The 22,179-nt window shown below is 56.8% G+C and carries 20 protein-coding genes, 1 tRNA gene and 1 pseudogene; 15 read left to right on the plus strand and 7 right to left on the minus strand.

Going from position 1 to position 22,179, the window contains the following annotated elements:
- Positions 1–164: 164 nt before the first annotated feature.
- From ACTYEO_RS13665 to ACTYEO_RS13700, 8 genes are all read left to right on the plus strand, one after another.
- The gene (locus ACTYEO_RS13665) at positions 165–2,141 is read left to right on the plus strand and encodes an AMP-binding protein (protein ID WP_449324306.1); all 1,977 of its coding nucleotides are present in this window, start codon (positions 165–167) and stop codon (positions 2,139–2,141) included.
- Between the two features lie 21 nt (positions 2,142–2,162).
- Complete coding sequence (locus ACTYEO_RS13670) at positions 2,163–2,984, plus strand: ABC transporter ATP-binding protein (protein WP_449324307.1); 822 nt, start codon at positions 2,163–2,165, stop codon at positions 2,982–2,984.
- A 68-nt stretch (positions 2,985–3,052) separates the two neighbouring features.
- Positions 3,053–4,039 carry a branched-chain amino acid ABC transporter permease gene (locus ACTYEO_RS13675; RefSeq protein WP_449324308.1) on the plus strand — a complete coding sequence of 329 codons (987 nt, stop codon included), beginning with the start codon at positions 3,053–3,055 and terminating at the stop codon, positions 4,037–4,039.
- Between the two features lie 34 nt (positions 4,040–4,073).
- A complete protein-coding gene (locus ACTYEO_RS13680) occupies positions 4,074–5,150 on the plus strand; it encodes a branched-chain amino acid ABC transporter permease (RefSeq protein WP_449324309.1) in 1,077 nt (358 codons plus the stop codon).
- 82 nt (positions 5,151–5,232) lie between these two features.
- A complete protein-coding gene (locus tag ACTYEO_RS13685) occupies positions 5,233–6,516 on the plus strand; it encodes an ABC transporter substrate-binding protein (RefSeq protein ID WP_449324310.1) in 1,284 nt (427 codons plus the stop codon).
- A gap of 112 nt (positions 6,517–6,628) precedes the next feature.
- Entirely contained in the window at positions 6,629–7,486 is an 858-nt protein-coding gene (locus ACTYEO_RS13690; protein ID WP_449324311.1) for an ABC transporter ATP-binding protein, read from the plus strand.
- Positions 7,487–7,500: 14 nt separating this feature from the next.
- Positions 7,501–8,721: a phenylacetate--CoA ligase family protein gene (locus ACTYEO_RS13695; RefSeq protein WP_449324312.1), complete on the plus strand. Its 1,221-nt coding sequence runs from the start codon at positions 7,501–7,503 to the stop codon at positions 8,719–8,721.
- Between the two features lie 81 nt (positions 8,722–8,802).
- Complete coding sequence (locus tag ACTYEO_RS13700) at positions 8,803–9,324, plus strand: DUF4329 domain-containing protein (protein WP_449324313.1); 522 nt, start codon at positions 8,803–8,805, stop codon at positions 9,322–9,324.
- Between the two features lie 70 nt (positions 9,325–9,394).
- Here ACTYEO_RS13700 and ykgO read toward each other — a convergent pair whose 3' ends face one another.
- Together ykgO and ACTYEO_RS13710 are read right to left on the minus strand one after the other, a co-directional pair.
- A complete protein-coding gene (ykgO, locus tag ACTYEO_RS13705; protein WP_010141322.1) occupies positions 9,395–9,520 on the minus strand; it encodes a type B 50S ribosomal protein L36 in 126 nt (41 codons plus the stop codon).
- Between the two features lie 63 nt (positions 9,521–9,583).
- A tRNA-Val gene (locus ACTYEO_RS13710) sits at positions 9,584–9,658 on the minus strand.
- Positions 9,659–9,822: 164 nt separating this feature from the next.
- Between ACTYEO_RS13710 and ACTYEO_RS13715 the strand changes: the two genes are divergently transcribed.
- Complete coding sequence (locus tag ACTYEO_RS13715) at positions 9,823–10,683, plus strand: N-formylglutamate amidohydrolase (RefSeq protein WP_449324314.1); 861 nt, start codon at positions 9,823–9,825, stop codon at positions 10,681–10,683.
- 41 nt (positions 10,684–10,724) lie between these two features.
- Here the strand turns inward: ACTYEO_RS13715 and ACTYEO_RS13720 are convergent, their stop codons facing one another.
- Positions 10,725–11,978: a DNA polymerase IV gene (locus ACTYEO_RS13720; protein WP_449324315.1), complete on the minus strand. Its 1,254-nt coding sequence runs from the start codon at positions 11,976–11,978 to the stop codon at positions 10,725–10,727.
- Between the two features lie 111 nt (positions 11,979–12,089).
- Here ACTYEO_RS13720 and ACTYEO_RS13725 point away from each other — a divergent pair, with 111 nt between their 5' ends.
- Both ACTYEO_RS13725 and ACTYEO_RS13730 read left to right on the plus strand, forming a co-directional pair.
- Positions 12,090–12,983 (plus strand): SPFH domain-containing protein, encoded by an 894-nt coding sequence (locus ACTYEO_RS13725; protein WP_449324316.1) that lies wholly within the window; start codon positions 12,090–12,092, stop codon positions 12,981–12,983.
- Complete coding sequence (locus ACTYEO_RS13730; RefSeq protein ID WP_449324317.1) at positions 12,983–13,267, plus strand: NfeD family protein; 285 nt, start codon at positions 12,983–12,985, stop codon at positions 13,265–13,267. Before ACTYEO_RS13725 ends, ACTYEO_RS13730 begins: the two co-directional genes overlap by 1 nt.
- Here the strand turns inward: ACTYEO_RS13730 and ACTYEO_RS13735 are convergent.
- From ACTYEO_RS13735 to ACTYEO_RS13745, 3 genes are all read right to left on the minus strand, one after another.
- The gene (locus ACTYEO_RS13735; RefSeq protein WP_449324318.1) at positions 13,246–13,941 is read right to left on the minus strand and encodes a hypothetical protein; all 696 of its coding nucleotides are present in this window, start codon (positions 13,939–13,941) and stop codon (positions 13,246–13,248) included. The genes ACTYEO_RS13730 and ACTYEO_RS13735 overlap by 22 nt on opposite strands.
- A 178-nt stretch (positions 13,942–14,119) precedes the next feature.
- A complete protein-coding gene (pyrF, locus tag ACTYEO_RS13740) occupies positions 14,120–14,809 on the minus strand; it encodes an orotidine-5'-phosphate decarboxylase (protein WP_449324319.1) in 690 nt (229 codons plus the stop codon).
- Positions 14,810–14,890: 81 nt separating this feature from the next.
- A complete protein-coding gene (locus ACTYEO_RS13745) occupies positions 14,891–15,073 on the minus strand; it encodes a hypothetical protein (protein ID WP_449324320.1) in 183 nt (60 codons plus the stop codon).
- A gap of 283 nt (positions 15,074–15,356) precedes the next feature.
- Here ACTYEO_RS13745 and clpB point away from each other — a divergent pair, with 283 nt between their 5' ends.
- Positions 15,357–17,972, plus strand: a complete 2,616-nt coding sequence (gene clpB, locus ACTYEO_RS13750; protein ID WP_449324321.1) for an ATP-dependent chaperone ClpB — start codon at positions 15,357–15,359, stop codon at positions 17,970–17,972.
- A gap of 60 nt (positions 17,973–18,032) precedes the next feature.
- On the opposite strand, the gene ACTYEO_RS13755 is transcribed toward clpB, so the two are convergent.
- Complete coding sequence (locus ACTYEO_RS13755) at positions 18,033–18,515, minus strand: fasciclin domain-containing protein (RefSeq protein WP_449324322.1); 483 nt, start codon at positions 18,513–18,515, stop codon at positions 18,033–18,035.
- 277 nt (positions 18,516–18,792) lie between these two features.
- On the opposite strand from ACTYEO_RS13755, the pseudogene ACTYEO_RS13760 reads away from it, so the two are divergent.
- The 3 genes and pseudogenes from ACTYEO_RS13760 (at position 18,793) to msrQ (ending at position 21,892) form a co-directional block, all read left to right on the plus strand.
- Positions 18,793–20,279: pseudogene (locus tag ACTYEO_RS13760) on the plus strand (FMN-binding glutamate synthase family protein).
- Positions 20,280–20,346: 67 nt separating this feature from the next.
- Entirely contained in the window at positions 20,347–21,252 is a 906-nt protein-coding gene (gene msrP, locus ACTYEO_RS13765) for a protein-methionine-sulfoxide reductase catalytic subunit MsrP (protein ID WP_449324323.1), read from the plus strand.
- Positions 21,253–21,256: 4 nt separating this feature from the next.
- On the plus strand, positions 21,257–21,892 hold the full coding sequence (msrQ, locus tag ACTYEO_RS13770) for a protein-methionine-sulfoxide reductase heme-binding subunit MsrQ (protein ID WP_449324324.1): 636 nt from the start codon (positions 21,257–21,259) through the stop codon (positions 21,890–21,892).
- The last annotated feature ends 287 nt before the right edge of the window (positions 21,893–22,179 follow it).

Raw genomic sequence — 22,179 nt, forward strand, 5'->3', positions numbered from 1 at the left:
CGTCAAGCGCTCGGGCCGCTTTGTTACAATTGGTTAGAATTGCGACAAAGTCAGGAAAAATTTGACAGTGACTGATTTACCTCCACGGTGAAGAAACGACGCCCGCTCGAGAATGCAGGCACGTGGACGCCAGCCCAATCGGGTGGGCGAAGGGAGGAATAGACTTGGTCAATGCACACTCGGGGGAGCCGGGCATTGTTTCTGTGCCGCAGCTTTTGGCACGAAATGCAGCCCAGTTTGGATCAAAAGCCGCGTACCGTGAAAAAGAACTCGGTATCTGGCAAAGCTGGACATGGGCGCAGACTGCCAAAGAAATCGATGCCATCGCGATGGGTTTGCTCGCGCTCGGGATCAATCGCGGTGACTATGTCGCGGTGATCGGGCGCAACCGTCCCAAGCTCTATTGGTCGATGGTTGCAGCCCAGAAAGTCGGAGCCATTCCTGTTCCGCTCTACCAAGACGGCAATGCAATCGAAATGGCTTATGTGCTGGAGCATTGCGGTGCGCGCTTCGTGGTATGTGGCGATCAGGAACAGGTCGATAAGGTTCTTGAGGCGCAAGCCAATGTCACCTGTATTGAACATATCATCTATCAAGATGATCGCGGTATGCGCCGCTATGATCATTCCGCCCTGCATTCTCTCGAGAGCGTTCAGGCCGAGGGCCGCGCAGCGCGTGACCGCTTTGCCGATGAATTGAACGCCCGCGAGAGCGAGCTGACCTACGACTCCACCTGTGTCATGCTTTATACTTCGGGCACCACGGGCAAGCCCAAGGGTGTCGTGCTGTCGAACCGCAACATCATCGAGACCTCCAAAGCGTCATCCGAATTCGACAGCCTTCGTGCCGATGACGAGGTGCTGGCCTATCTTCCTATGGCATGGGTTGGCGATTACATCTTCTCGATCGGGCAGGCGATGTGGACGGGGTTTTGCGTTAACTGCCCCGAATCCGCCGAAACCATGATGACCGATTTGCGCGAGATCGGGCCGACTTATTTCTTCGCCCCGCCGCGCGTCTTCGAAAACCTGCTGACCACGGTGATGATCCGGATGGAGGATGCAGGCGCGATCAAGCGCAAGATGTTCCACTATTTCATGGAGCACGCCAAAACCGTCGGACCACGGATGCTTGATGGCAAATCGGTGAGCGGCTTGGATCGGCTGAAATACGGGCTTGGGAACCTTCTGGTCTTTGGCCCTTTGAAAAATACCCTCGGCATGAGCCGCGTGCGTGTAGGCTATACCGCAGGCGAGGCGATTGGCCCCGAGATTTTCGATTTCTACCGCTCGCTTGGGATCAATCTCAAACAGCTTTATGGCCAGACCGAGGCCAGCGTTTTCATCACCCAACAACCCGATAGCGAAGTTCGCCCCGATACCGTCGGTGTCCCAAGCCCAGGAGTTGAGCTGCGCATCGCCGAGAATGGCGAGGTCTATTACCGAAGTGCTGGTGTGTTTGTTGAGTATTACAAGAATGCCGAAAGCACGGCCTCGACCAAGGATGCCGAGGGCTGGGTTGCTACGGGCGATGCGGGTTTTGTGGAAGAAGACACAGGCCATCTGCGGATCATCGACCGCGCCAAGGATGTTGGCAAAATGGCCGATGGTCGTTTGTTTGCGCCGAAATATGTCGAGAACAAACTGAAATTCTTCCCCAATATTCTTGAGGCGGTCGTGTTTGGCAGCGGCAAGGAAAAATGCACGGCCTTTATCAATATCGACCTCAACGCTGTCGGAAACTGGGCCGAGCGCAACAATATCGCCTATGCTTCTTATCAGGAATTGGCAGGCCATCCGCGCGTGCTGGAAATGATCCAAGGCCATGTCGAAGAGGTGAACCGCTCGGTCGTGCAAGACGAGATGCTTTCGGGCTGTCAGGTGCACCGTTTCCTTGTGCTGCACAAGGAACTGGACGCGGATGACGGCGAGTTGACGCGCACCCGCAAAGTACGCCGCCGCATCATCGAAGAGAAATTCGCCGAACTGATCGAGGCGCTCTATTCCGACAAAACCTCGCAATATACCGAGACGGAAGTGACCTATGAGGATGGCCGCAAGGGCAAAATCTCGGCCACTTTGGAGCTTCGGAATGCGGCGGTCGCGGAAGGTCAGCTATCGCAAAAGGTGGCGGCGGAATGAGCGTGGAAAAGGGCAAGATCAATGCTTGATAACACCCAAGAGGGATACACCACCGCTGATGGCCGCCAGATTGGTGGCGTGGTGATGGAAATGCGCAATATCACGCTGCGCTTTGGTGGCGTGGTGGCGATCAAGGATATTTCCTTTGATGTGCGCGAAGGCGAAATTCGCGCGATTATCGGGCCGAACGGGGCGGGAAAATCCTCGATGCTCAATGTGATCTCGGGCTTTTACCACCCGCAAGAGGGCGAGGTGATCTACAAAGGCACCAAGCGCCCGCCGATGAAGCCCTATCAGGTCGCCCGCCAAGGCATTGCGCGCACCTTCCAGAATATCGCGCTGTTCGAAGGGATGAGCGTGCTTGATAATATCATGACGGGGCGCCTCAACCATATGAAATCCAACTTCCTTGATCAGGCGATCTGGTGGGGAAAGGCGCAGCGCGAAGAAGGCCTGAACCGCGAAAAGGCCGAAGAGGTCATCGATTTTCTGCAAATCCAGAACATCCGCAAAACCCCTGTCGGGCGTCTGCCCTATGGTTTGAAGAAACGTGTGGAACTGGCCCGCGCCTTGGTGGCCGAGCCAAAAATCCTGCTGCTGGACGAGCCGATGGCGGGCATGAATGTTGAAGAAAAAGAGGACATGTCCCGCTTTATCCTTGATGTGAACGATGAATTTGGAACGACCATCGTGCTGATCGAGCATGATATGGGCGTGGTGATGGATTTGTCTGACCGCGTGGTTGTGATGGATTACGGGCGCAAGATCGGGGATGGCACCCCTGATGAAACCCGCGCCAATCAAGAAGTCATCGATGCCTATCTGGGGGTGGCCCATGACTGAGCGGATGACCCTGCCCAAGACCCAAATGCTTGCCCTCGGGCTGATCCTCCAAATGAAAGGCGTTGATCATGAATGAACAACTCGTTTTTGCGATGGAGGTCACGATCAACGGCCTGATGACGGGGGTGATGTATGCCCTTGTTGCTTTGGGATTTGTATTGATCTTCAAGGCGTCGGGAATTTTCAACTATGCCCAAGGGGTTATGGCGCTTTTTGCCGCGATGACGCTTGTGGGTGTTCAGGAAGGCCGCATCCCCTTTAGCCATCTGATCAACGAACTCTTCGGAACCGATCTGCATTATTTCGGATGGCATGTGCCAGCGCTCTTGGCGATTTTGGTGACGGTGCTGGTGATGATTGTTTTCGCCTATATGGTGCAACGCTTTGTGTTCCGACATCTGGTCGGGCAGGAGCCGATCATCTTGTTCATGGCGACCATTGGTCTGGCCTATTTCCTTGAAGGCGTGTCCGATCTGATGTGGGGCTCGGAGGTGCGTACGCTGGATGTCGGGCTGCCGCAGGGCATTAACGGGGCGATTGACCAATATACCTTTGATATCTTCGGCTATGGCTTCTTCATCGATAACCTCGATATCGCGGCCTCGATCATTGCGGCTGTCTTGGTTGGCGGGCTGATCGCCTTTGCGCAATACACCAAACAGGGCCGCGCGATGCGCGCCGTGGCGGATGACCATCAGGCAGCACTCAGCGTCGGTATCAAGCTGAACTATGTCTGGGTTCTGGTCTGGTCGCTGGCAGGTATAGTGGCCTTGGTGGCGGGGATCATGTGGGGCTCGAAATCGGGTGTGCAGTTCTCGCTGTCGCTGATTGCGCTCAAGGCCCTGCCTGTTTTGATGCTGGGTGGATTTACCTCCATCCCCGGCGCGATTGTCGGCGGTTTGATCATCGGTGTGGGCGAAGCTCTGTTCGAGTTCGCCATTGGCCCAATGATCGGTGGCGCGACCGAGAACTGGTTTGCCTATGTTCTTGCCCTTCTTTTCCTCGTCTTCCGGCCGCAAGGCCTGTTTGGCGAGAAGATCATCGAGAGGGTTTGAACATGCGCATCCATCTGCGAAAGGAATTTGTCTGATGTTCTACCGCGAGGCTGGCGACTTCAAAACCTCCTATTCCAAGGACAACCAGACCTTCCCGATCGCTTTTGATCGGTATCGTTACTATCTGGTTTTGGCGCTCGGGTTCGGGGTGATCCCGTTTCTGATCACGGATTACACCGCGAACGCCATCATGATCCCTTTCCTGATCTATGCGATTGCCGCGATCGGGTTGAATATTCTGACGGGCTATTGCGGGCAGGTCAGCCTTGGAACGGGCGGCTTCATGGCTGTGGGGGCCTATACCTCCTATAAGTTGATGACGGGCTTTCCAGGCATGGATATGGCGATCGTCGTGCTTCTATCGGGGGTTTCGACCGCGATGGTGGGCGTGGCTTTTGGCCTTCCCTCCCTGCGGATCAAGGGGTTCTATCTGGCGGTGGCCACGCTTGCCGCGCAGTTCTTCCTTGTGTGGATGTTCAACAAGGTGCCGTGGTTCTACAACTATTCCGCCTCAGGCCAGATCAGCGCGCCTGAAAGGACCAGTTTCGGGTTTGCGGTGACGGGACCAAGCGCGGATATCTGGGCGAAATACCTCTTTTGCGCGGCCTTTGTCTTCGCGCTGGCTTGGGTGGCGCGCAATCTGACACGCGGCTCGGTCGGGCGGCAATGGATGGCGATCCGCGATATGGATATCGCGGCCGAGATCATTGGGGTGAACCCCTTGAAGGCCAAGCTCACGGCCTTCGCGGTCTCGTCCTTCTATGTGGGCGTTGCGGGCGCATTGCTCTTTACCGTCTATCTGGGCGCGGCCGAGGTCGGAGAGGCCTTTGGCATCCAGAAATCCTTCCTCGTTCTGTTCATGGTGATCATTGGCGGTTTGGGAAGCATTTTCGGAAGCTTCGCGGGGGCGGCCTTTATGGTGCTGCTGCCTGTTGTGTTGCGTAATTTCATGACTGGAACGCTGGGTTGGGAAAGTGCCATCGCCACGCATTTCGAGTTTGTTGTTGTTGGCTTGTTGATCATGTTTTTCCTGATCGTCGAGCCGCATGGGCTGGCGCGCTTATGGTCGCTGGCCAAGGAGAAGCTGAGACTATGGCCATTCCCCTATTAGGGGGCTGGCTGCCAATACATAGACCGAGGCGGAAAACCCCGGCAATCGACGACATCGGACAACCAAAGGGAGGACCTTTTCGATGAAGAAACTGGCAACCTATGCCGCTGCAAGCCTTATGGCTGCAAGCCCGGCCCTCGCGGATCTTGTGATCCCCGATCTGCATTATCGCACCGGCCCCTATGCCGCTGGCGGTATTCCGTTCTCGGACGGCTATCAGGACTATTTTACACTGCTCAACCAGCGTGATGGTGGCATCGGTGGGGAGACCGTGCGCATCGTAAGCTGTGAAACGGCCTATAACACCGAGCGTGGTGTGGAATGCTATGAGCAGACCAAAGGCGAAGGCGCCTTGATCTATCAACCGCTGTCCACGGGCATTACCTATCAGTTGATTCCGCGCGCGACAGCGGATGGCATTCCGCTTCACACCATGGGCTATGGTCGTACTTCGGCTGCCAATGGCGCTGTGTTCAGCAATGTCTTCAACTATCCCGCGAATTACTGGGATGGTGCGAGCGTGATCATCAACCAGCTGCTGACAGAGAATGACGGCTCGCTGGAAGGTAAGAAAATTGCGCTGCTCTATCATAACTCGGCCTATGGCCGTGAGCCGATCCGCACGCTGGAAATCCTGTCTGAGCAATACGGGTTCGAGCTGGTTCAGCTTGCCGTTGACCATCCAGGTCAGGAGCAGGGCAACCAGTGGCTGAGCATCCGCCGTGAACGCCCCGACTATGTCGTTATGTGGGGCTGGGGCGTGATGAATCAGGTCGCGGTTCAAGAAGCGGCGAATATCCGTTTCCCGATGGAGAATTTCATCGGCAATTGGTGGGCCGGAGCCGAGCATGACGTGATCCCTGCAGGAGAAGGCGCGAACGGCTATCGTGCGCTGAACATGAACCGTTTGGGCGACATGCCAGTCTTTGCGGAAATCCAAGAGCAAGTGATTGATGCGGGCCTGCAAGCAGGCGACGGCAGCAATCTGGGCACCGTGCTTTATACGCGTGGCATGTATGCGGCGATGCTGGCGGCTGAAGCCATCCGTACGGCGCAGGACATCCATGGCACAGCGGACGTGTCCGCTTCGATGGTCCGTGATGGCATGGAGGCGTTGGAGATCACCAATGCCCGCATGGAAGAATTGGGCATGCCAGGTGTTGGTCCTGAATTCACAGTAACCTGTGAAGATCACGGTGGCACAGGCATGGCGATCATGCAGCAATGGGATGCGAGCGCTCAGCAATGGGTGACGCTCACGGATTTCATCGCGCCTGATGACAGCGTCACACAGCCCCTCGTTATGGAAGACAGTGCGCAATTCGCGGCTGAAAACAATATCGAGCCAGGCTGCACCGAGAGCTGATGCAAAACATTCCGGCGGCGGCGCGGGCCGCTGCCGCCGGAATTTCGTATTTTTTGAAAGATGAAGACAGGGCGGGTGTCCCTCTGTCTGACGGATCACAGGAGACGGCGAGATGCTGGATCAGATGCAGGAGACGGGCGGCAGCGCCAATGACCCCGAGGCAGCGGCAGAGACGCTTCTGGAGGTCAATAATGTCGAGGTGATCTATAACCATGTGATCCTTGTTTTGAAGGGTGTCAGCCTGACGGTGCCAAAAGGCGGAATCACCGCTTTGCTTGGCGGGAATGGTGCAGGCAAGACGACGACCTTGAAGGCGATCTCCAATCTTTTGCATTCGGAGCGCGGCGAGGTCACCAAAGGGGCGATCAGCTATCGCGGGGAGCCTGTGCAAGGGTTGTCACCCTCGGATCTGGTGGATCGTGGGGTCATTCAGGTGATGGAAGGACGCCATTGTTTTGAGCATTTGACCATCGAAGAAAACCTTTTGACGGGGTCCTATACCCGCAAGGAAGGGCGCGGTGCGATCGAGGCCGATCTCGAAATGGTTTATACGTATTTTCCGCGCCTCAAGGAGCGGCGCAAATCTCAGGCGGGATATACGTCGGGTGGGGAGCAGCAGATGTGCGCGATCGGACGCGCCCTGATGAGCCGCCCCGAGACGATTTTGCTGGATGAGCCAAGCATGGGGCTTGCGCCTCAATTGGTGGAACAGATTTTTGGGATTGTGAAACGCCTCAATGAGGAACAGGGCGTGACCTTTTTGTTGGCGGAGCAGAATACCAATGTGGCCCTGCGCTTTGCGCATTACGGCTATATTTTGGAATCTGGCCGTGTGGTGATGGATGGCCCCGCGCAGGAATTGCGCGAAAACCCTGATGTGAAGGAATTCTATCTGGGGATGTCTGATGAGGGCCGCAAAAGCTTTCGTGATGTGCGCTCCTACCGCCGCCGCAAGCGGTGGTTGAGCTGATGAGGGATGCGGGGATGACAGAGTTCTTCGACGCCTTGGAGACACGCAGCGCGGATGAGCGCGCGCATGATCTTGCACGGGATTTACCTGCGCAAATCGCAAGGGCGCAAAGCCTCGCTGGTTATGGCGGAGGGCTTGACGAGGTGGAGGCAGGCGCGGTGCAAAGCCTTGGTGCTTTGGCCAAACTTCCCGTTCTGCGCAAAGCCGAGATTGGGCGCGCGCAATCAGAGGCGCCGCCTTTTGGGGGGTTTACCTCCAAGGAGGTGCATAGCTTTGCCCACATATTCCAAAGCCCCGGGCCGATTTATGAGCCTGGTGATGTCAGTCATGATTGGTGGCGCATCGGGCGTTTTCTGCATGCTGCGGGTATCGGGCAGGGCGATATTGTCCAAAATTGCTTTGGCTATCACCTGACGCCTGCCGGCATGATCTTTGAGAGTGGCGCACGCGCCGTTGGGGCGGCTGTGCTGCCTGCGGGTGTGGGGCAGACCGAATTGCAGGTCAGGGCGGCGCGCGATGTGGGCAGTACCGCTTATGCGGGCACGCCGGATTACCTCAAGGTGATCCTTGATAAGGCCGAGGAGATGGGCGTGGCGCTGGCCATCACCAAGGCGGTTGTGGGCGGTGGCGCGCTATTTCTGAGCCTGCGTCAGGAATATGCGGATCGTGGTATCCAATGCTTGCAGAATTACGCCACGGCCGATCTAGGCAATGTTGCTTATGAAAGCCCCGCGATGGAGGGGATGATTGTTGACGAAGGCGTGATCCTTGAGATCGTGCGCCCCGGCACAGGCGACCCTGTTGATATTGGTGAGGTCGGAGAGGTCGTTGTGACCACGCTGAACCCTGATTATCCGCTGATCCGTTTTGCCACTGGCGATTTGAGTGCGGCCTTGCCTGGCAGCAGCCCCTGCGGGCGGACCAATATGCGCATCAAGGGCTGGATGGGGCGGGCCGATCAGACTACCAAGATCAAGGGTATGTTTGTGCGCCCTGAACAGGTTGCCGATTTTGTTGCCAAGCACCCCGAGGTGGCCAAGGCCCGCGTTGTGGCCAGCCGCGAAGGTGAAATGGATGCGCTGACAGTGCAGATCGAGAGCACCAAGGATGATGCGGAATGCTATGCAGCAAGCGCTGCTGATAGCCTCAAGCTGAAAGGCCGGATCGAGATTGTGGCGCTTGGGAGCTTGCCCAATGATGGCAAGGTGATTGATGACCAGCGCAGTTATGAGTGACGATTTCACTGCTAAAGCTTGATCGCCCTTGTCGATAGCGCCAAACTGAGGATGTTTGGGGCTATTCGAGAGATTTAGATAATGCGTTGGTTGATCTTGCTTCTAGGTCTGATGCCTTGCGCGGCAGCGGCGCAGCCTGCGGGAGAATTGGCGGCCGCGCGTGATGCGCTGATGCAATTGCAGGCGCGTTCATTCAACGAAAATCGTGAATATTGCGGCTATATCGGGCAGATGCCGGATGGTCGCTATATGGCGACGGAAGTGACACGCGGCGGTGTTGATTCCTGCCTGTCGCGTGGCGATGAGAGCCGCTTTGTTGCGGTAACCGCGTCTTTCCATACCCATGGCGGTTTTGACCCTGATGCCGATAGCGAATTGCCATCGGTGGATGATCTGCGCGGTGATATGGAGGAAGGGGTAAACGGCTATGTGGCAACCCCGGGTGGGCGGCTTTGGTTCAATGATTGGCGCGCAGGCGTTGCGCATCTGGTCTGTGGTTTAGGCTGCGTCGGGCAGGATCCACGCTTTCGCGCGGGTGTCGCGGGGCCGATTGCATCGCGCTATACGCTGCGCGAGTTGCAACACAGGCAATCAGGCTGGTGATCAAAAAGAAAAAAGCCGCCCCCGTAAGGAGCGGCGTTTTTCATCCGGTATCAAGCTCTATGCGCTTGGCTCAGCCCTGACGGGCTTTGAAGCGGCGTTGTGTCTTGTTGATAACATAGACACGGCCCTTGCGGCGCACGACGCGGCAATCGCGGTGACGCTGCTTGAGCGAGCGGAGCGAGTTTCTGACCTTCATGGGCCTTCTCCTTCGTCGCGGCGCGGCGATGCGCCTTGGGTTAAGGCCTCGAAACGAGACCGATGGTGGGCGGTACTGGGATCGAACCAGTGACCCCTACGATGTCAACGTAGTGCTCTACCGCTGAGCTAACCGCCCGGTGACCGAGACGCTACATAAAACAACTGGCAAAAGGCTGCCACCTGTCACAACGCAGCGCCGCACAGTGGCGTGGTCTATAAAAGGAGTCGGAGGGCTGATCAAGGGCTTTCGGCAGAAGAAAAAATACCGCAATATATAAAGGTGTTAAACAAGGGATAATAATGGATCGGCCTGCCTTCAGACTGGAGCTTCCTGATGTGCTGAGCACGGCTGTGGTTGTCGCCTCGCCGCATTCTGGGCGCCATTATCCTTGGGATTTCATGCAATCCACAGTTCTGGACGAGCGTGCAATTCGGTCCTCCGAGGATGCCTATGTCGATATGTTGGTGGGCGAGGCTCCCAGTCTCGGTGCGCCACTGCTGGTGGCCGAGTTCCCGCGTGCATTCGTGGATTTGAACAGGGCTGCGGATGAATTGGACCCCGCCGTGATCGAAGCTGTGGGGAAATCGAATAATAATCCGCGGGTCAGTTCGGGGCTTGGTGTGATCCCGCGTGTGGTTGCCAATGGCCGTCATATCTATCGTGGCAAGTTGAGCCGTGCCGAGGCGGACCGGCGTCTTGATCATGTTTGGCGGCCCTATCACAGCACATTGGAGACATTGCTGACGCAAGCGCAGGCGCAGTTTGGCGAAGCGATCTTGCTGGATATGCATTCCATGCCGCATGAGGCGCTTGAGGCGGTGACCCGACAGGGCACGCGGCGACCTGATGTGGTTTTGGGAGACCGCTTTGGCGCATCTGCGAGATCGGACCTTGTTGATCTGCTGGAAGACGTATTCGTTGAGGCGGGATTGGTTGTCAGTCGCAATGCGCCTTTTGCGGGTGCCTTTGTGGCGCAGCATTATGGTCGCCCGTCGCGCAACAGGCATGCCGTGCAGATCGAATTGGACCGCTCCCTTTATATGAATGAAGGGATGATCAGGCCGAATTCGAATTTCCATGAGGTCAAATCACTGATCACACGGATTTTGGCGCAGGTGATTGATGCCTCATCGGGGCGCATGCCTCTGGCGGCTGAATAGGCTGCACAGTTTGAATAAGTATTTTTAAAGCAAAGATGGGCTTAGCGCAGCGCGCGGCCTTTAAGGATGGCGTCCTCGCCAAAGCGTTTGCGGATCGCATCGGTGGCACGTTCGGCCTCGATCCGTTTGGCTTCCTGTGGGTCTAGCAGATTGCCAGAGCGGTCGGCCTGATCAGCGGAGACGAGGTCGGACAGGCCGACGCCAAGCAGGCGGTAGGGTTTTTCATGATCCACTTTGTCAAAGAGATCGCGGGCCGCGCGGTAGAGGCGATCGGCGATCTGGGTGGCGTCATGAAGCGAGATGCGCTTGGTGATCAGGGTGAAATCGGAGCGCTTGAGTTTGAGCGTGACCACCCGCCCCGCGAGGTCTTTTGCTTTGGCGCGGTCAGCGACTTTTTCCGCCATGCGCCAGATATGGCCATCGAGCAGATCAGGTGCGGCGATATCCTCGGAGAAGGTCGTTTCATTGGAGATGCTTTTAACGCCACGGTCCCGTTTAACCTTGCGGTGATCGGCCCCGCGCGCGAGCGACCAGAGCCTGTCGCCCATTTGCCCGAAGCGCGCGCCCAGTTCCTTGCGATCCCACCGCTTGAGATCGGCGAAATTGCGGATGCCCGCCTTGTCGAGAGCGGCTTGGCCCGCCTCGCCGATGCCCCAGATCATGCGCACAGGCTTGTGTTCAAGAAAACTCATCGTCTCGGCCTCGCCGATCACGGAAAAGCCGCGCGGCTTGTCGAGATCAGAGGCGATCTTTGCGAGGAATTTATTATGCGATAGCCCGATTGAGCCTGTGATCCCCAGCTCGGCATCCATGCGTTGGACGAGGCGGGCGAGCATCACGGCAGGGGGCTTGCCATGCAGACGCGCGGTGCCCGAGAGGTCCATGAAGGCTTCATCCAGCGAAAGCGGTTCGATGGCTGGGGTCATCTCCTCCATCATGGCGCGGATTTGGCGGGATATCTCGGCATAAACCTCCATGCGTCCCCGAACGACCACCGCTTCGGGGCACAGCTCCAGCGCCTTGAACATGGGCATGGCCGAGCGTACCCCCTTGATCCTTGCGATATAGCAGGCAGTGGAGACGACACCGCGTTTGCCGCCGCCAATGATGACGGGTTTATCGCGTAGCTCGGGATTGTCGCGTTTTTCGACGCTGGCATAGAAGGCGTCACAATCCATATGGGCGATGGAGAGATCGAATAATTCGGGATGCGATATGATGCGCGGGCGCCCACAGGCCGGACAGCGGCGGCCATTCTCGAACATATTCAGGCAATCTCGGCATAGGCTTGGCATATTCGGCAGGATAGGCCTGTTTTGGGGTTGCTGGAAGAGACGCGTCAGGGTTCTTATCTAGACTATAGATATTAGTGAAGTTTGGTGGCCATGAAGGGCGAGGATACATCAATGGATTTTAATGATCTGATCACGCAGTTGCTCGGCGGCAATATCGTCATGCTTTTGCTCGCCGGATTTATTATTCTATGCGTCTATCTTGGTGTCAGGATCGTTCCCCAGTCGCAGAAATTCGTTGTCGAGCGGTTTGGCCGGCTGAAATCGGTCTTGGGGCCGGGCATCAATTTTATTGTGCCGTTTCTGGATAAGGTTGCGCATAAGGTTTCCATCCTCGAGCGCCAATTGCCCAATGCCAGCCAAGATGCGATCACCGCCGATAACGTGCTGGTCCAGATTGATACCAGTGTCTTCTACCGCATTCTTGAGCCTGAAAAGACGGTTTACCGTATCCGTGATGTCGATGGTGCGATTGCAACAACGGTTGCGGGTATCGTGCGTGCCGAGATTGGCAAGATGGAGCTTGATGAGGTTCAGGCGAACCGCTCCATGCTGATCACGACGATTAAGGAGAGCGTCGAGGATGCTGTGGATGCTTGGGGCATCGAGGTGACGCGCGCTGAAATTCTGGATGTGAACCTCGATCAAGCGACGCGGGATGCCATGCTCCAACAACTCAATGCCGAGCGCGAGCGCCGTGCGCAGGTTACCCGCGCCGAAGGCCAGAAACGCGCGGTCGAGCTTGAGGCAGATGCGCAGCTTTATGCTGCCAAGCAAGAAGCCGAAGCGCGCCGCGTTGAAGCGGATGCAGAAGCCTATGCAACCAATGTCGTGGCAGAAGCGATTGCCAAGGGCGGGCTTGAAGCGGTGCAGTATAATATTGCCCTTAAGCAGGTTGAGGCGATTGGTGGGGTCGCGCAGGGGCAGGGCAATCAGACGATCATTGTGCCCGCCGATGCGGTTGATGCTTTCGGCAAAGCCTTCCAGATGTTGAAAGGGCGTAGCTGATGTGGAGTGAATGGTGGTTTTGGGGGGCGGCCTCGATCCTTTTGGTGGTGGGGGAGGTCTTGTTGCCCTCCTATATCCTGCTTGGCTTCGGTCTGGGGGCCGGCATCGTGGCGCTCATCTTGCTGGTTGGCGGGCCTTTGGCGGTTTGGTTGGGGGCTTCGCTGCCGCTGTTGCTGTTGATTTTCGCGGTTCTGTCGCTGGTGTCATGGTGGGGGCTGCGCCGTTGGTTTGGCGTTATGCGCGGGCAGGTGAAGACTTTTGACTATGACATCAATGACGACTGAGCCTGCCGCCTATACAGCCCGAATGGGCGCGACAGGAAGCGGCCCTTGGTGAGCCACGAGATCGAAAACGCGTAGACGCCTAAGGTTTCCCACCAGAAAATATAGTTCTGCGCTGTCAGCGCGTCGCGGGTTTCTGACGAGACCAGTTCATAGGCGACAAGCCCCGCGACCGAGATCAGGATAAGCACGCCGCAGATGTAGTAGATCAGATGCTCGATCAGCACGCCCATAAATTGACGGTTCGAATGTGACCCGCCTTTGGGGAACAGCTTGAAGCAAAACCAAGCGAGGCTGAGAAAGAAGCTGCCTGCAGGTGCGAAATGCAGCCAACGCGAATGGCCTGAAAACCCTGTGATGATTTCTGCATCCACCAGAACCTCGGCGCAGCGCAGAACAATGCCATCGATCAGGCATAAGGCGTATTCGGGTTTCGCGGGCACAGGAAAAAGCGCCACGGCAATCACGGATATACCCGCCACGATCGAGGCTTCCCTATCCCCAAGCATCGGGTCCTCAGGGCGTTTGCGGTAGCCCTTATAGGCAATCAGGAACACGCCGATCGCGCAAAGGATGCCGACAAAGACATCGCCCATTGCGGAATAATAGAATTCGGAGATCGATGGCTGCATGCCGCCGCCAAACAAATGGGCGTAAACAAGCAGGACAATGGGCAAGGATAATCCCAAAATGCCGACGGCTTGCCGAACGGCTAAAAAGGAGAGAACGAGATCGTTCTCGGGCCTTGCCCCACTTCTCATCTCAATTTTCCCAAACCCAGACAGCATCTGCGATGCTAAGGGCCAAAGGTAAACGAGAAGTTAACCGATCATTTTATGCGGTAGCCCCGCCAGATCAGGGCAGTTCGGCCAAGACCATTTTTGCGGCAGCGGCAGGATCAACATGTTGCCAGATCGGGCGCCCGATAACGATGTGATCGGCCCCGTCCTTTATGGCTTGTGCTGGGGTCGCGACTCGCTTTTGATCGCCCAAAGCGGCCCCTGTCGGGCGCACACCGGGGGTGACGATCAGGCGGCCTTGCGCCTCAGGCAGGGCGCGGATTAGCGCGGCCTCTTGCGGGGAGGCGATGATCCCGTCGGCCCCTGCTTCAAAGGCTTTGGCGGCGCGTTCCAACACAAGGTCTTGGACATCGCCGGATTTGATCAGGCCTGCATCAAGATCCGCGCGATCAAGCGAGGTCAGAATGGTTACGGCAAGAATTTTGAGGTCTTTGCCGCCGGAGCCTTCCTTGGCTGCGCGCACCACATGCGGGTCGCCATGCACTGTCAGGAAATCGAGGTCGAATTGGGCCAAGCCACGCACGGCTGCCTCGACGGTGGCGCCGATGTCGAATAATTTCATATCAAGGAAGATGCGTTTGCCCTGTTCTTCCTTTAGCTCATTGGCCAGCGCCAAGCCGCCCCCCGTCAACATGCCAAGGCCGATTTTGTAAAAACTGACAGCATCACCAATCTTATTGGCCAGTTCGAGGCCGAGATGGGCATTGGGAACATCGAGAGCAACAATCAGACGGTCGTCAGACATGGGGAGGGCCTCCGGTTACAGCGCTGAAATCGTCGCTGGTGTAGTGCCGGTGTCCTTGGAAGTAAATTCCGCACGTCTTTGTCAGATGATCTGCAGGGCTTGGGCGCGCAAACCGCGCGAGATTTGGTCAAACCCAGCCGAGACAGGCCCCCGCCATTGGCAAATCTTGCGTTGCACGCCTTGCATGCTGACAAATTGCACTTCGGCGGTGAAACAGGAGGCTTCGGGGTTATAGCTAACGCGGTGGAAACTAAGGCAGCGCATAATGTGGCTCCTTTGATGGCTTACTGTTTACAAAAGATGGGGGCGGCAGGTGATCTGTGCCAATGACAAGCCGCTCCCGAGGGTTCACAAAGCTGCGACATGCAAGACATGGTCCAGAAGGTTGAGTCTGAGCGAAAGAGCTTTGGATAGAGGGCGGGTTTGAACGCCGCGCCTCTTGATCAGGCGCAGAAGACTTCCCACATCATGAGGGAGGCCACGACCAAGCCACGTGCCGCAAAGCGGGCGGGCGATCTTAGTGGCGCTTATAGAAGGAGAGACGGTGATGAACTTAGAGAAGTTCACAGATCGCGCGCGCGGGTTTATTCAGGCCGCGCAAACAATTGCGCAGCGGGAAGATCATCAGAAACTTGCGCCCGAACATGTGCTGAAAGCCCTGCTTGACGATGATCAAGGCATGGCAACCAACCTGATTTCGCATGCGGGCGGCAATGCCAAACTGGTGGCCGAGAGCTTGCAGCTTGCGCTGTCCAAGATGCCAAAAGTCACGGGTGATGCGGGGCAGGTCTATCTTGATGGCCAGACCGCGAAGGTTTTGGATGAAGCGCAGAAACTGGCTGAAAAGGCAGGTGACAGCTTTGTCCCTGTTGAGCGGATATTGACCGCTCTCGCCATGGTGAAATCCAAAGCGCGCGAGGCGCTGGAGGCGGGCGCAGTGAATGCGCAGGCCCTGAACGCTGCGATCAACGATATTCGCAAAGGCCGCACCGCTGATACGGCAAGCGCCGAGGATGGCTATGAAGCGCTCAAGAAATATGCGCGCGATCTGACCGAGGCCGCCCGTGAAGGCAAAATTGACCCGATCATCGGCCGCGACGAGGAAATTCGCCGTGCGATGCAGGTCTTGTCGCGCCGCACCAAAAACAACCCTGTTCTGATCGGTGAGCCTGGCGTGGGTAAAACCGCGATTGCCGAGGGTCTGGCTTTGCGCATCGTCAATGGCGATGTGCCCGAAAGCCTGCGCAACAAGACGCTGATGTCACTTGATATGGGCGCTTTGATTGCAGGAGCCAAATACCGTGGTGAATTCGAGGAACGCCTGAAGGCGGTTCTGTCGGAAATCACGGCTGCCGCTGGTGAGATCATTTTGTTCATTGATGAGATGCACACGCTTGTGGGCGCGGGAAAGGCTGACGGTGCAATGGATGCCGCCAACCTGATCAAGCCTGCCTTGGCGCGGGGTGAACTGCACTGCATCGGTGCGACCACTTTGAACGAATATCGCAAATATGTCGAAAAGGATGCAGCGCTTGCGCGGCGGTTCCAGCCCTTGATGGTTGAGGAGCCGACCGAGGAAGACACGATCAGCATCCTGCGCGGCATCAAGGAGAAATACGAGCTGCACCACGGTGTTCGGATCAGCGACTCGGCATTGGTGGCGGCAGCAACGCTCAGCCATCGCTACATCACGGATCGCTTTCTTCCCGATAAGGCCATCGACCTGATGGATGAAGCCGCGTCGCGTCTTCGCATGGAGGTGGATAGCAAACCCGAGGAATTGGACGCGCTTGATCGCCAGATCCTGCAAATGCAGATCGAGGCCGAAGCCTTGAAGAAAGAGGATGATGCGGCCTCCAAGGATCGGCTTGAGACGATCGAGAAAGAACTATCCAATCTGATGGAGCAATCCTCGGAAATGTCCGCCAAATGGCAGGCCGAGCGGGACAAGCTCGACTCGGCCCGCGGGCTGAAGGAACGCCTTGATCAGGCGCGCGCCGAATTGGAGCAAGCCAAACGCAATGGCGATTTGGCCAAGGCGGGCGAGCTGTCCTATGGGGTGATCCCGCAGCTTGAGAAAGACCTCTCCGAGTCTGAGAGCGCCGAGGATGACGTTATGGTCGAAGAGGCTGTGCGCCCCGAACAGATCGCTGCCGTGGTCGAGCGTTGGACAGGTATCCCTATGTCCAAAATGCTGGAGGGCGAGCGCGAGAAGCTTTTGCGCATGGAAGAGGAATTGGGCCGCCGTGTGATCGGGCAGGGAGCAGCGGTCAAGGCTGTTTCCAATGCCGTGCGCCGTGCGCGGGCAGGGTTGCAGGATGAAAACCGACCCCTCGGGTCTTTCCTGTTTCTGGGGCCAACGGGTGTAGGCAAGACCGAGCTGACCAAGGCGCTGGCCGAATACCTGTTTGACGATGATCAGGCGATGGTTCGGATCGACATGTCGGAATTCATGGAGAAACACGCGGTCTCGCGTTTGATCGGCGCGCCTCCGGGCTATGTCGGTTATGACGAGGGCGGTGTTCTGACAGAAGCCGTGCGGCGCAGGCCCTATCAGGTGATCCTCTTCGACGAAGTCGAAAAGGCCCATCCCGAGGTGTTCAATGTGCTGTTGCAGGTTCTTGATGACGGTATCCTGACCGATGGTCAGGGGCGGCGCGTTGATTTCAAGCAGACCTTGATCGTGCTGACCTCAAATCTGGGCACACAGACCCTCAGCCATCTGGCCGATGGGGAAGATGTGGGCAAAGCCAAGAGCGAAGTGATGGATGCGGTTCGTGCGCATTTCCGCCCCGAATTCCTTAACCGTCTGGATGACATGATCGTCTTTGATCGCCTCTCGCGGGTGGATATGGACGGGATTGTTGATATCCAGCTTGGTCGTCTTGGAAAGCGCTTGGCGCAACGCAAGATGGTGCTGGATCTGGATGAAGGCGCGCGGAAATGGCTGGCCGATGAGGGCTATGACCCTGTCTTTGGTGCGCGCCCGCTCAAGCGTGTGATCCAGCGCAGCTTGCAAGACCCGCTGGCCGAGATGATCCTGAGCGGTGATGCCAAGGATGGTGACACGGTCACGATCTCTGCTGGTGCAGATGGCTTGATTGTGGGGGATCGCGTCTCTGCCTCGAACAGGCCCGCACCTGATGATGCGGTCGTTCACTAGGCCTGTGGAATACGCATGAAGAAAAGGGCGGCATAGATGTGCCGCCCTTTTGCGTTGATCTTACATCGCGGGGATGATGACGGTGTCCACAACATGGATCACGCCGTTCGAAGCTTCGATATCAGCGGTCGTCACGGTTGCATCATTCACCATCACAGCATCACCAAGCGAGATCATAAGATCACCACCCTGAACCGTGCTGGCCATCATGCCATCGCTCAGATCGCCCGACATCACCGCACCGGGCACAACGTGATAGGTCAGGATCGCGGTCAGTTGGTCGATATTTTCTGGCATCAGCAGGGTCTCGACAGTGCCTTCAGGCAGGGCCGCGAATGCTTCATCGGTTGGAGCGAAAACAGTGAAGGGGCCTTCGCCCTTCAGGGTTTCAACAAGACCCGCGGCTTCGACTGCGGCAACAAGCGTTGTGAAGCTTCCCGCATTTACGGCAGTGTCAACGATATCCATGGAATGGCCATCGGCGAAAACAGGGCCTGCCAGAGCGGCGGAAGCAGTAAGAGCCAGTACAGTACGTCTCAACATTGGTCGTCTCCTTTTCAGATCAAGAATGATACATCTCGGGGATCGCGCCCCTTGATGCTTGTCGAAATGAGCGGGTTTTGAGGGCTTTCAAGATAAGCGGTTTTGCGCTTAGGGGCTTGACGAAAAACGGCTATCGCCTAAGCCGAGGTGAAAATCGCTTTCCAGTAAAAACGACGTGACATCAGTTTACCTCATGTGAGGTAAAAAGGCGTCTGGGGCCTTGATATTTCCCGTCGTGATGATGGCAATGTGGCACGAGATATTCGGGGGAAATGAGATGGGTTGGTATTTGGAAGCCATGGCCTTGGCGTTTTGGCTGGTCATCGGCACATTGGTGTTGGTTGCGATTGTTGTCTTCGCGATCGACCGTTTCCAGACAGCAGATGCGATCCGGCGGAACTATCCCGTTATCGGGCGGTTTCGGGGTCTATTTTCCGAATTGGGCGAATTCTTCCGCCAGTATTTCTTTGCCATGGATCGTGAAGAGCTGCCCTTCAACAGCGCGCAACGGGATTGGGTCAAACATGCCAGCAGCGGAAAATCCAACACGATTGCTTTTGGTCGACCCGCAATCTCGCCGCGGTCGGCACGGCCATTTTCACCCCATCGACCTTTCCGCCACTCAGCAGCGAATACGCCACCTCCGAGCCAATGGTGATCGGCCCCAAAGCAAAGCTGCCCTATCATGCGACCTCATTCTTCAACATTTCGGGCATGAGCTATGGCGCTATCTCCAAGCCTGCCGTGATTGCACTGAGCCGTGGCGCGCGTCAGGCAGGGGCGTGGATGAACACGGGCGAAGGTGGGCTGTCGCCATATCATCTGGAGGGTGGCGCAGATATCGTGTTCCAGATCGGCACCGCCAAATACGGTGTGCGTGATGCGCAGGGTCATCTGGATGACGCCAAGCTGCGCAAGGTGGCAGAACATCCCGAAGTGAAGATGATGGAGATCAAACTTGCCCAAGGTGCCAAGCCCGGCAAGGGCGGGATATTACCTGCCGAGAAAATCACCGATGAAATCGCGGGTATTCGCGGCATTGCAAAAGGGCAGGACAGTCTGTCGCCAAACCGCCATATCGAAGTGTCCAATCATGCCGAACTGCTCGATCTGGTGGCACATGTGCGCGATGTCACTGGACGACCCACGGGCATCAAAACCGTGATGGGCAACCCGAAGGATTTCGAGGATTTGTTTCAATTTATCCTTGAACGCGGCGAAGACAGCGCGCCCGACTTTATTACACTTGATGGTGGCGAGGGCGGGACAGGGGCCGCGCCGATGCCGCTGATGGACCTTGTCGGCATGTCGATCCGCGAGGCACTGCCGATGCTTTCGGACCTGCGCAACAAGATGGGCCTCAAGGAGCGCATCCGCATTGTCGCCTCGGGCAAGCTGGTGAACCCAGGTGATGTGGCATGGGCCTTGGCGGCTGGGGCTGATTTTGTGACAAATGCACGGGGCTTCATGTTCGCTTTGGGCTGCATTCAGGCCTTGAAATGCAATAAAAACACCTGCCCCACGGGCATCACCACCCATGATCCGCGCTTCCAGAAAGGTCTGGTTGTCTCGGATAAGGACAAACGCGTGGCGGCCTATGCAAAGAGCATCGTCAAAGAGGTCGAGACGATCGCCCATTCTGTCGGTGTGTCCGAGCCACGGCTGCTCATGCGTCGCCATGTGCGGCTGGTCCAGCCTGATGGAAGCTCGCGCGCAATGGATGCCTCGGCGCAGCCGAGTGAAGCAATTCAAACAGTTTCGTGAGAATAATAGCTTTGCCTTTGGATCATCCCATCTTTGAGCCATGGTGGCGAAAATTATGGAGGCCTCAATGGCAAATCGTTGGAAAAATGATCTTACGCAGGCGGATGTGACGCCTAAGGAAATGTTCCTCAATCGTCGCCAGATTATGGCGGCTGGTGCGGGTTTCTTGGGGGCAAGCGTTCTGGGCGCGCGTGCGCAGGCGCAATCAGGTCTTCAGCCCAATACTTGGGAAGAGATCACCACCTATAACAATTACTATGAATTCGGCACCGATAAATCCGACCCCGCCGCAAATGCCCATACGCTGACAACCGCACCATGGAGCATCACCATTGATGGCATGGTCGACAATCCGGGCACCTATTCGCTGGAACAGATCGTCGATGGCCAAACCATGGAAGAACGCATCTACCGTTTCCGCTGTGTCGAGGCGTGGTCGATGGTGATCCCTTGGAACGGTTTCGAGCTGGCGGATTTGCTGACCCGCGTCGGCGTGCAAAGCGGCGCGCGCTATGTCGCCTTCGAGACAGCCCTGCGCCCCGAAGAAATGCCCGGCACGCGCTTTCCTGTTCTCGATTGGCCCTACCGCGAAGGGTTGCGGCTGGACGAGGCCATGCATCCGCTGACGATGCTGGCCACAGGCATCTATGGAGAGCCGATGCCAAACCAGAATGGTGCACCGATCCGCTTGGTCGTGCCATGGAAATACGGGTTCAAATCGATCAAGAGCATCGTGCGCATCACCCTGACGGATCGTGAACCCCATGCCACTTGGAACCAGACCAATGCCCGCGAATACGGCTTCTATTCCAATGTGAACCCCAATGTGGACCACCCCCGTTGGAGCCAAGCCTCTGAACGTCGTATCGGGGCAGGCCTGTTTGGAGGGCGGGAGCCGACATTGATGTTCAACGGATATGAGAGCGAAGTCGCCAGCCTCTATGAAGGCATGGATCTCGTGGAGTTCTTCTGACGCCATGGCACAGGTACAAACCTCACGCATCGCGGCCCTGCGCGATGGTCTCAACACTGGGCTGCGCAAACTGCCAGCTTGGCCGCTCTATATACTGGCGGCCAGCTGGATGGGGTGGCTTTTCTATCTTGCGGCCACAGGGGGGCTCGGGGTTGATCCCATCGAAGAGCTTGAGCTCGCCTATGGAGAGATGGCGCTCAAACTTATTGTCATCGGCTTGGCCATTACACCTCTGCGTCAGGTCCTTGGGGTAAACCTCCTCAAGTTCCGCCGTGCAATCGGGGTGTCTGCCTTCTTCTTTGTTCTCGCCCATCTGATGGTCTGGGCTTTGCTGGATGTGCAACAACTCAGCGCTGTGATCAGCGATATTGCCAAGCGGCCCTATGTGACGATTGGTATGGCGGGGTTTCTGGCGCTTCTGCCTTTGGCGATCACATCAAACAACCTGTCTTTGCGCAAAATGGGCGGTGCTGCGTGGCGCAAGCTTCACAAGCTGACCTATGCGGCCGCTTTGTTGGGTGTAGTCCATTACATATGGCTGTCGAAAGGCTTCCAATTGGAGCCGATGGTCTATCTCGCAATCATCTTGGGCCTTCTGGCGATGCGGGTTCCCGCAATCAGACAGCGAGTCGCGCTATAGCATCCGCGCGACTCGTGCCTTCATTTGGGTCTCAAGGCAGGTTTTGCCACCAGATCGTGTGGATAAGTAAAGAAAGCTCCATAGCCGGTCGGTTTCCCGCAATATTTGAACCTGTGCGCAAACGCTCGCAGGGCGGAGGACCGGCCGGGGCAATCACGCTAACCCTATGAAAATATGTGCATATTGTTTGATTGTGCAAAAAGTTTGATGTTTTTGTAAAAAAGGGGTTGCGGGTTTTTGGCGGTATCCGTAGATAGCACCTCACCGGCGGCGCTGAGGCGCTAGTC

This window comes from Rhodophyticola sp. SM2404 (assembly GCF_053570515.1).

What these genes read in the sequence shown, in the direction of transcription:
- ACTYEO_RS13680 (WP_449324309.1), top strand. Translation starts at nt 4,074, where the DNA reads ATGTTCTACCGCGAGGCTGGCGACTTCAAAACCTCCTATTCCAAGGAC.
- ACTYEO_RS13675 (WP_449324308.1), top strand. Translation starts at nt 3,053, where the DNA reads ATGAATGAACAACTCGTTTTTGCGATGGAGGTCACGATCAACGGCCTG.
- ACTYEO_RS13700 (WP_449324313.1), top strand. Translation starts at nt 8,803, where the DNA reads ATGCGTTGGTTGATCTTGCTTCTAGGTCTGATGCCTTGCGCGGCAGCG.
- ACTYEO_RS13695 (WP_449324312.1), top strand. Translation starts at nt 7,501, where the DNA reads ATGACAGAGTTCTTCGACGCCTTGGAGACACGCAGCGCGGATGAGCGC.
- ykgO (WP_010141322.1), bottom strand. Translation starts at nt 9,520, where the DNA reads ATGAAGGTCAGAAACTCGCTCCGCTCGCTCAAGCAGCGTCACCGCGAT.
- msrQ (WP_449324324.1), top strand. Translation starts at nt 21,257, where the DNA reads ATGGCACAGGTACAAACCTCACGCATCGCGGCCCTGCGCGATGGTCTC.
- ACTYEO_RS13730 (WP_449324317.1), top strand. Translation starts at nt 12,983, where the DNA reads ATGTGGAGTGAATGGTGGTTTTGGGGGGCGGCCTCGATCCTTTTGGTG.
- clpB (WP_449324321.1), top strand. Translation starts at nt 15,357, where the DNA reads ATGAACTTAGAGAAGTTCACAGATCGCGCGCGCGGGTTTATTCAGGCC.
- ACTYEO_RS13670 (WP_449324307.1), top strand. Translation starts at nt 2,163, where the DNA reads ATGCTTGATAACACCCAAGAGGGATACACCACCGCTGATGGCCGCCAG.
- ACTYEO_RS13725 (WP_449324316.1), top strand. Translation starts at nt 12,090, where the DNA reads ATGGATTTTAATGATCTGATCACGCAGTTGCTCGGCGGCAATATCGTC.
- ACTYEO_RS13755 (WP_449324322.1), bottom strand. Translation starts at nt 18,515, where the DNA reads ATGTTGAGACGTACTGTACTGGCTCTTACTGCTTCCGCCGCTCTGGCA.
- ACTYEO_RS13715 (WP_449324314.1), top strand. Translation starts at nt 9,823, where the DNA reads ATGGATCGGCCTGCCTTCAGACTGGAGCTTCCTGATGTGCTGAGCACG.
- ACTYEO_RS13685 (WP_449324310.1), top strand. Translation starts at nt 5,233, where the DNA reads ATGAAGAAACTGGCAACCTATGCCGCTGCAAGCCTTATGGCTGCAAGC.
- pyrF (WP_449324319.1), bottom strand. Translation starts at nt 14,809, where the DNA reads ATGTCTGACGACCGTCTGATTGTTGCTCTCGATGTTCCCAATGCCCAT.
- ACTYEO_RS13745 (WP_449324320.1), bottom strand. Translation starts at nt 15,073, where the DNA reads ATGCGCTGCCTTAGTTTCCACCGCGTTAGCTATAACCCCGAAGCCTCC.
- ACTYEO_RS13720 (WP_449324315.1), bottom strand. Translation starts at nt 11,978, where the DNA reads ATGCCAAGCCTATGCCGAGATTGCCTGAATATGTTCGAGAATGGCCGC.
- msrP (WP_449324323.1), top strand. Translation starts at nt 20,347, where the DNA reads ATGGCAAATCGTTGGAAAAATGATCTTACGCAGGCGGATGTGACGCCT.
- ACTYEO_RS13690 (WP_449324311.1), top strand. Translation starts at nt 6,629, where the DNA reads ATGCTGGATCAGATGCAGGAGACGGGCGGCAGCGCCAATGACCCCGAG.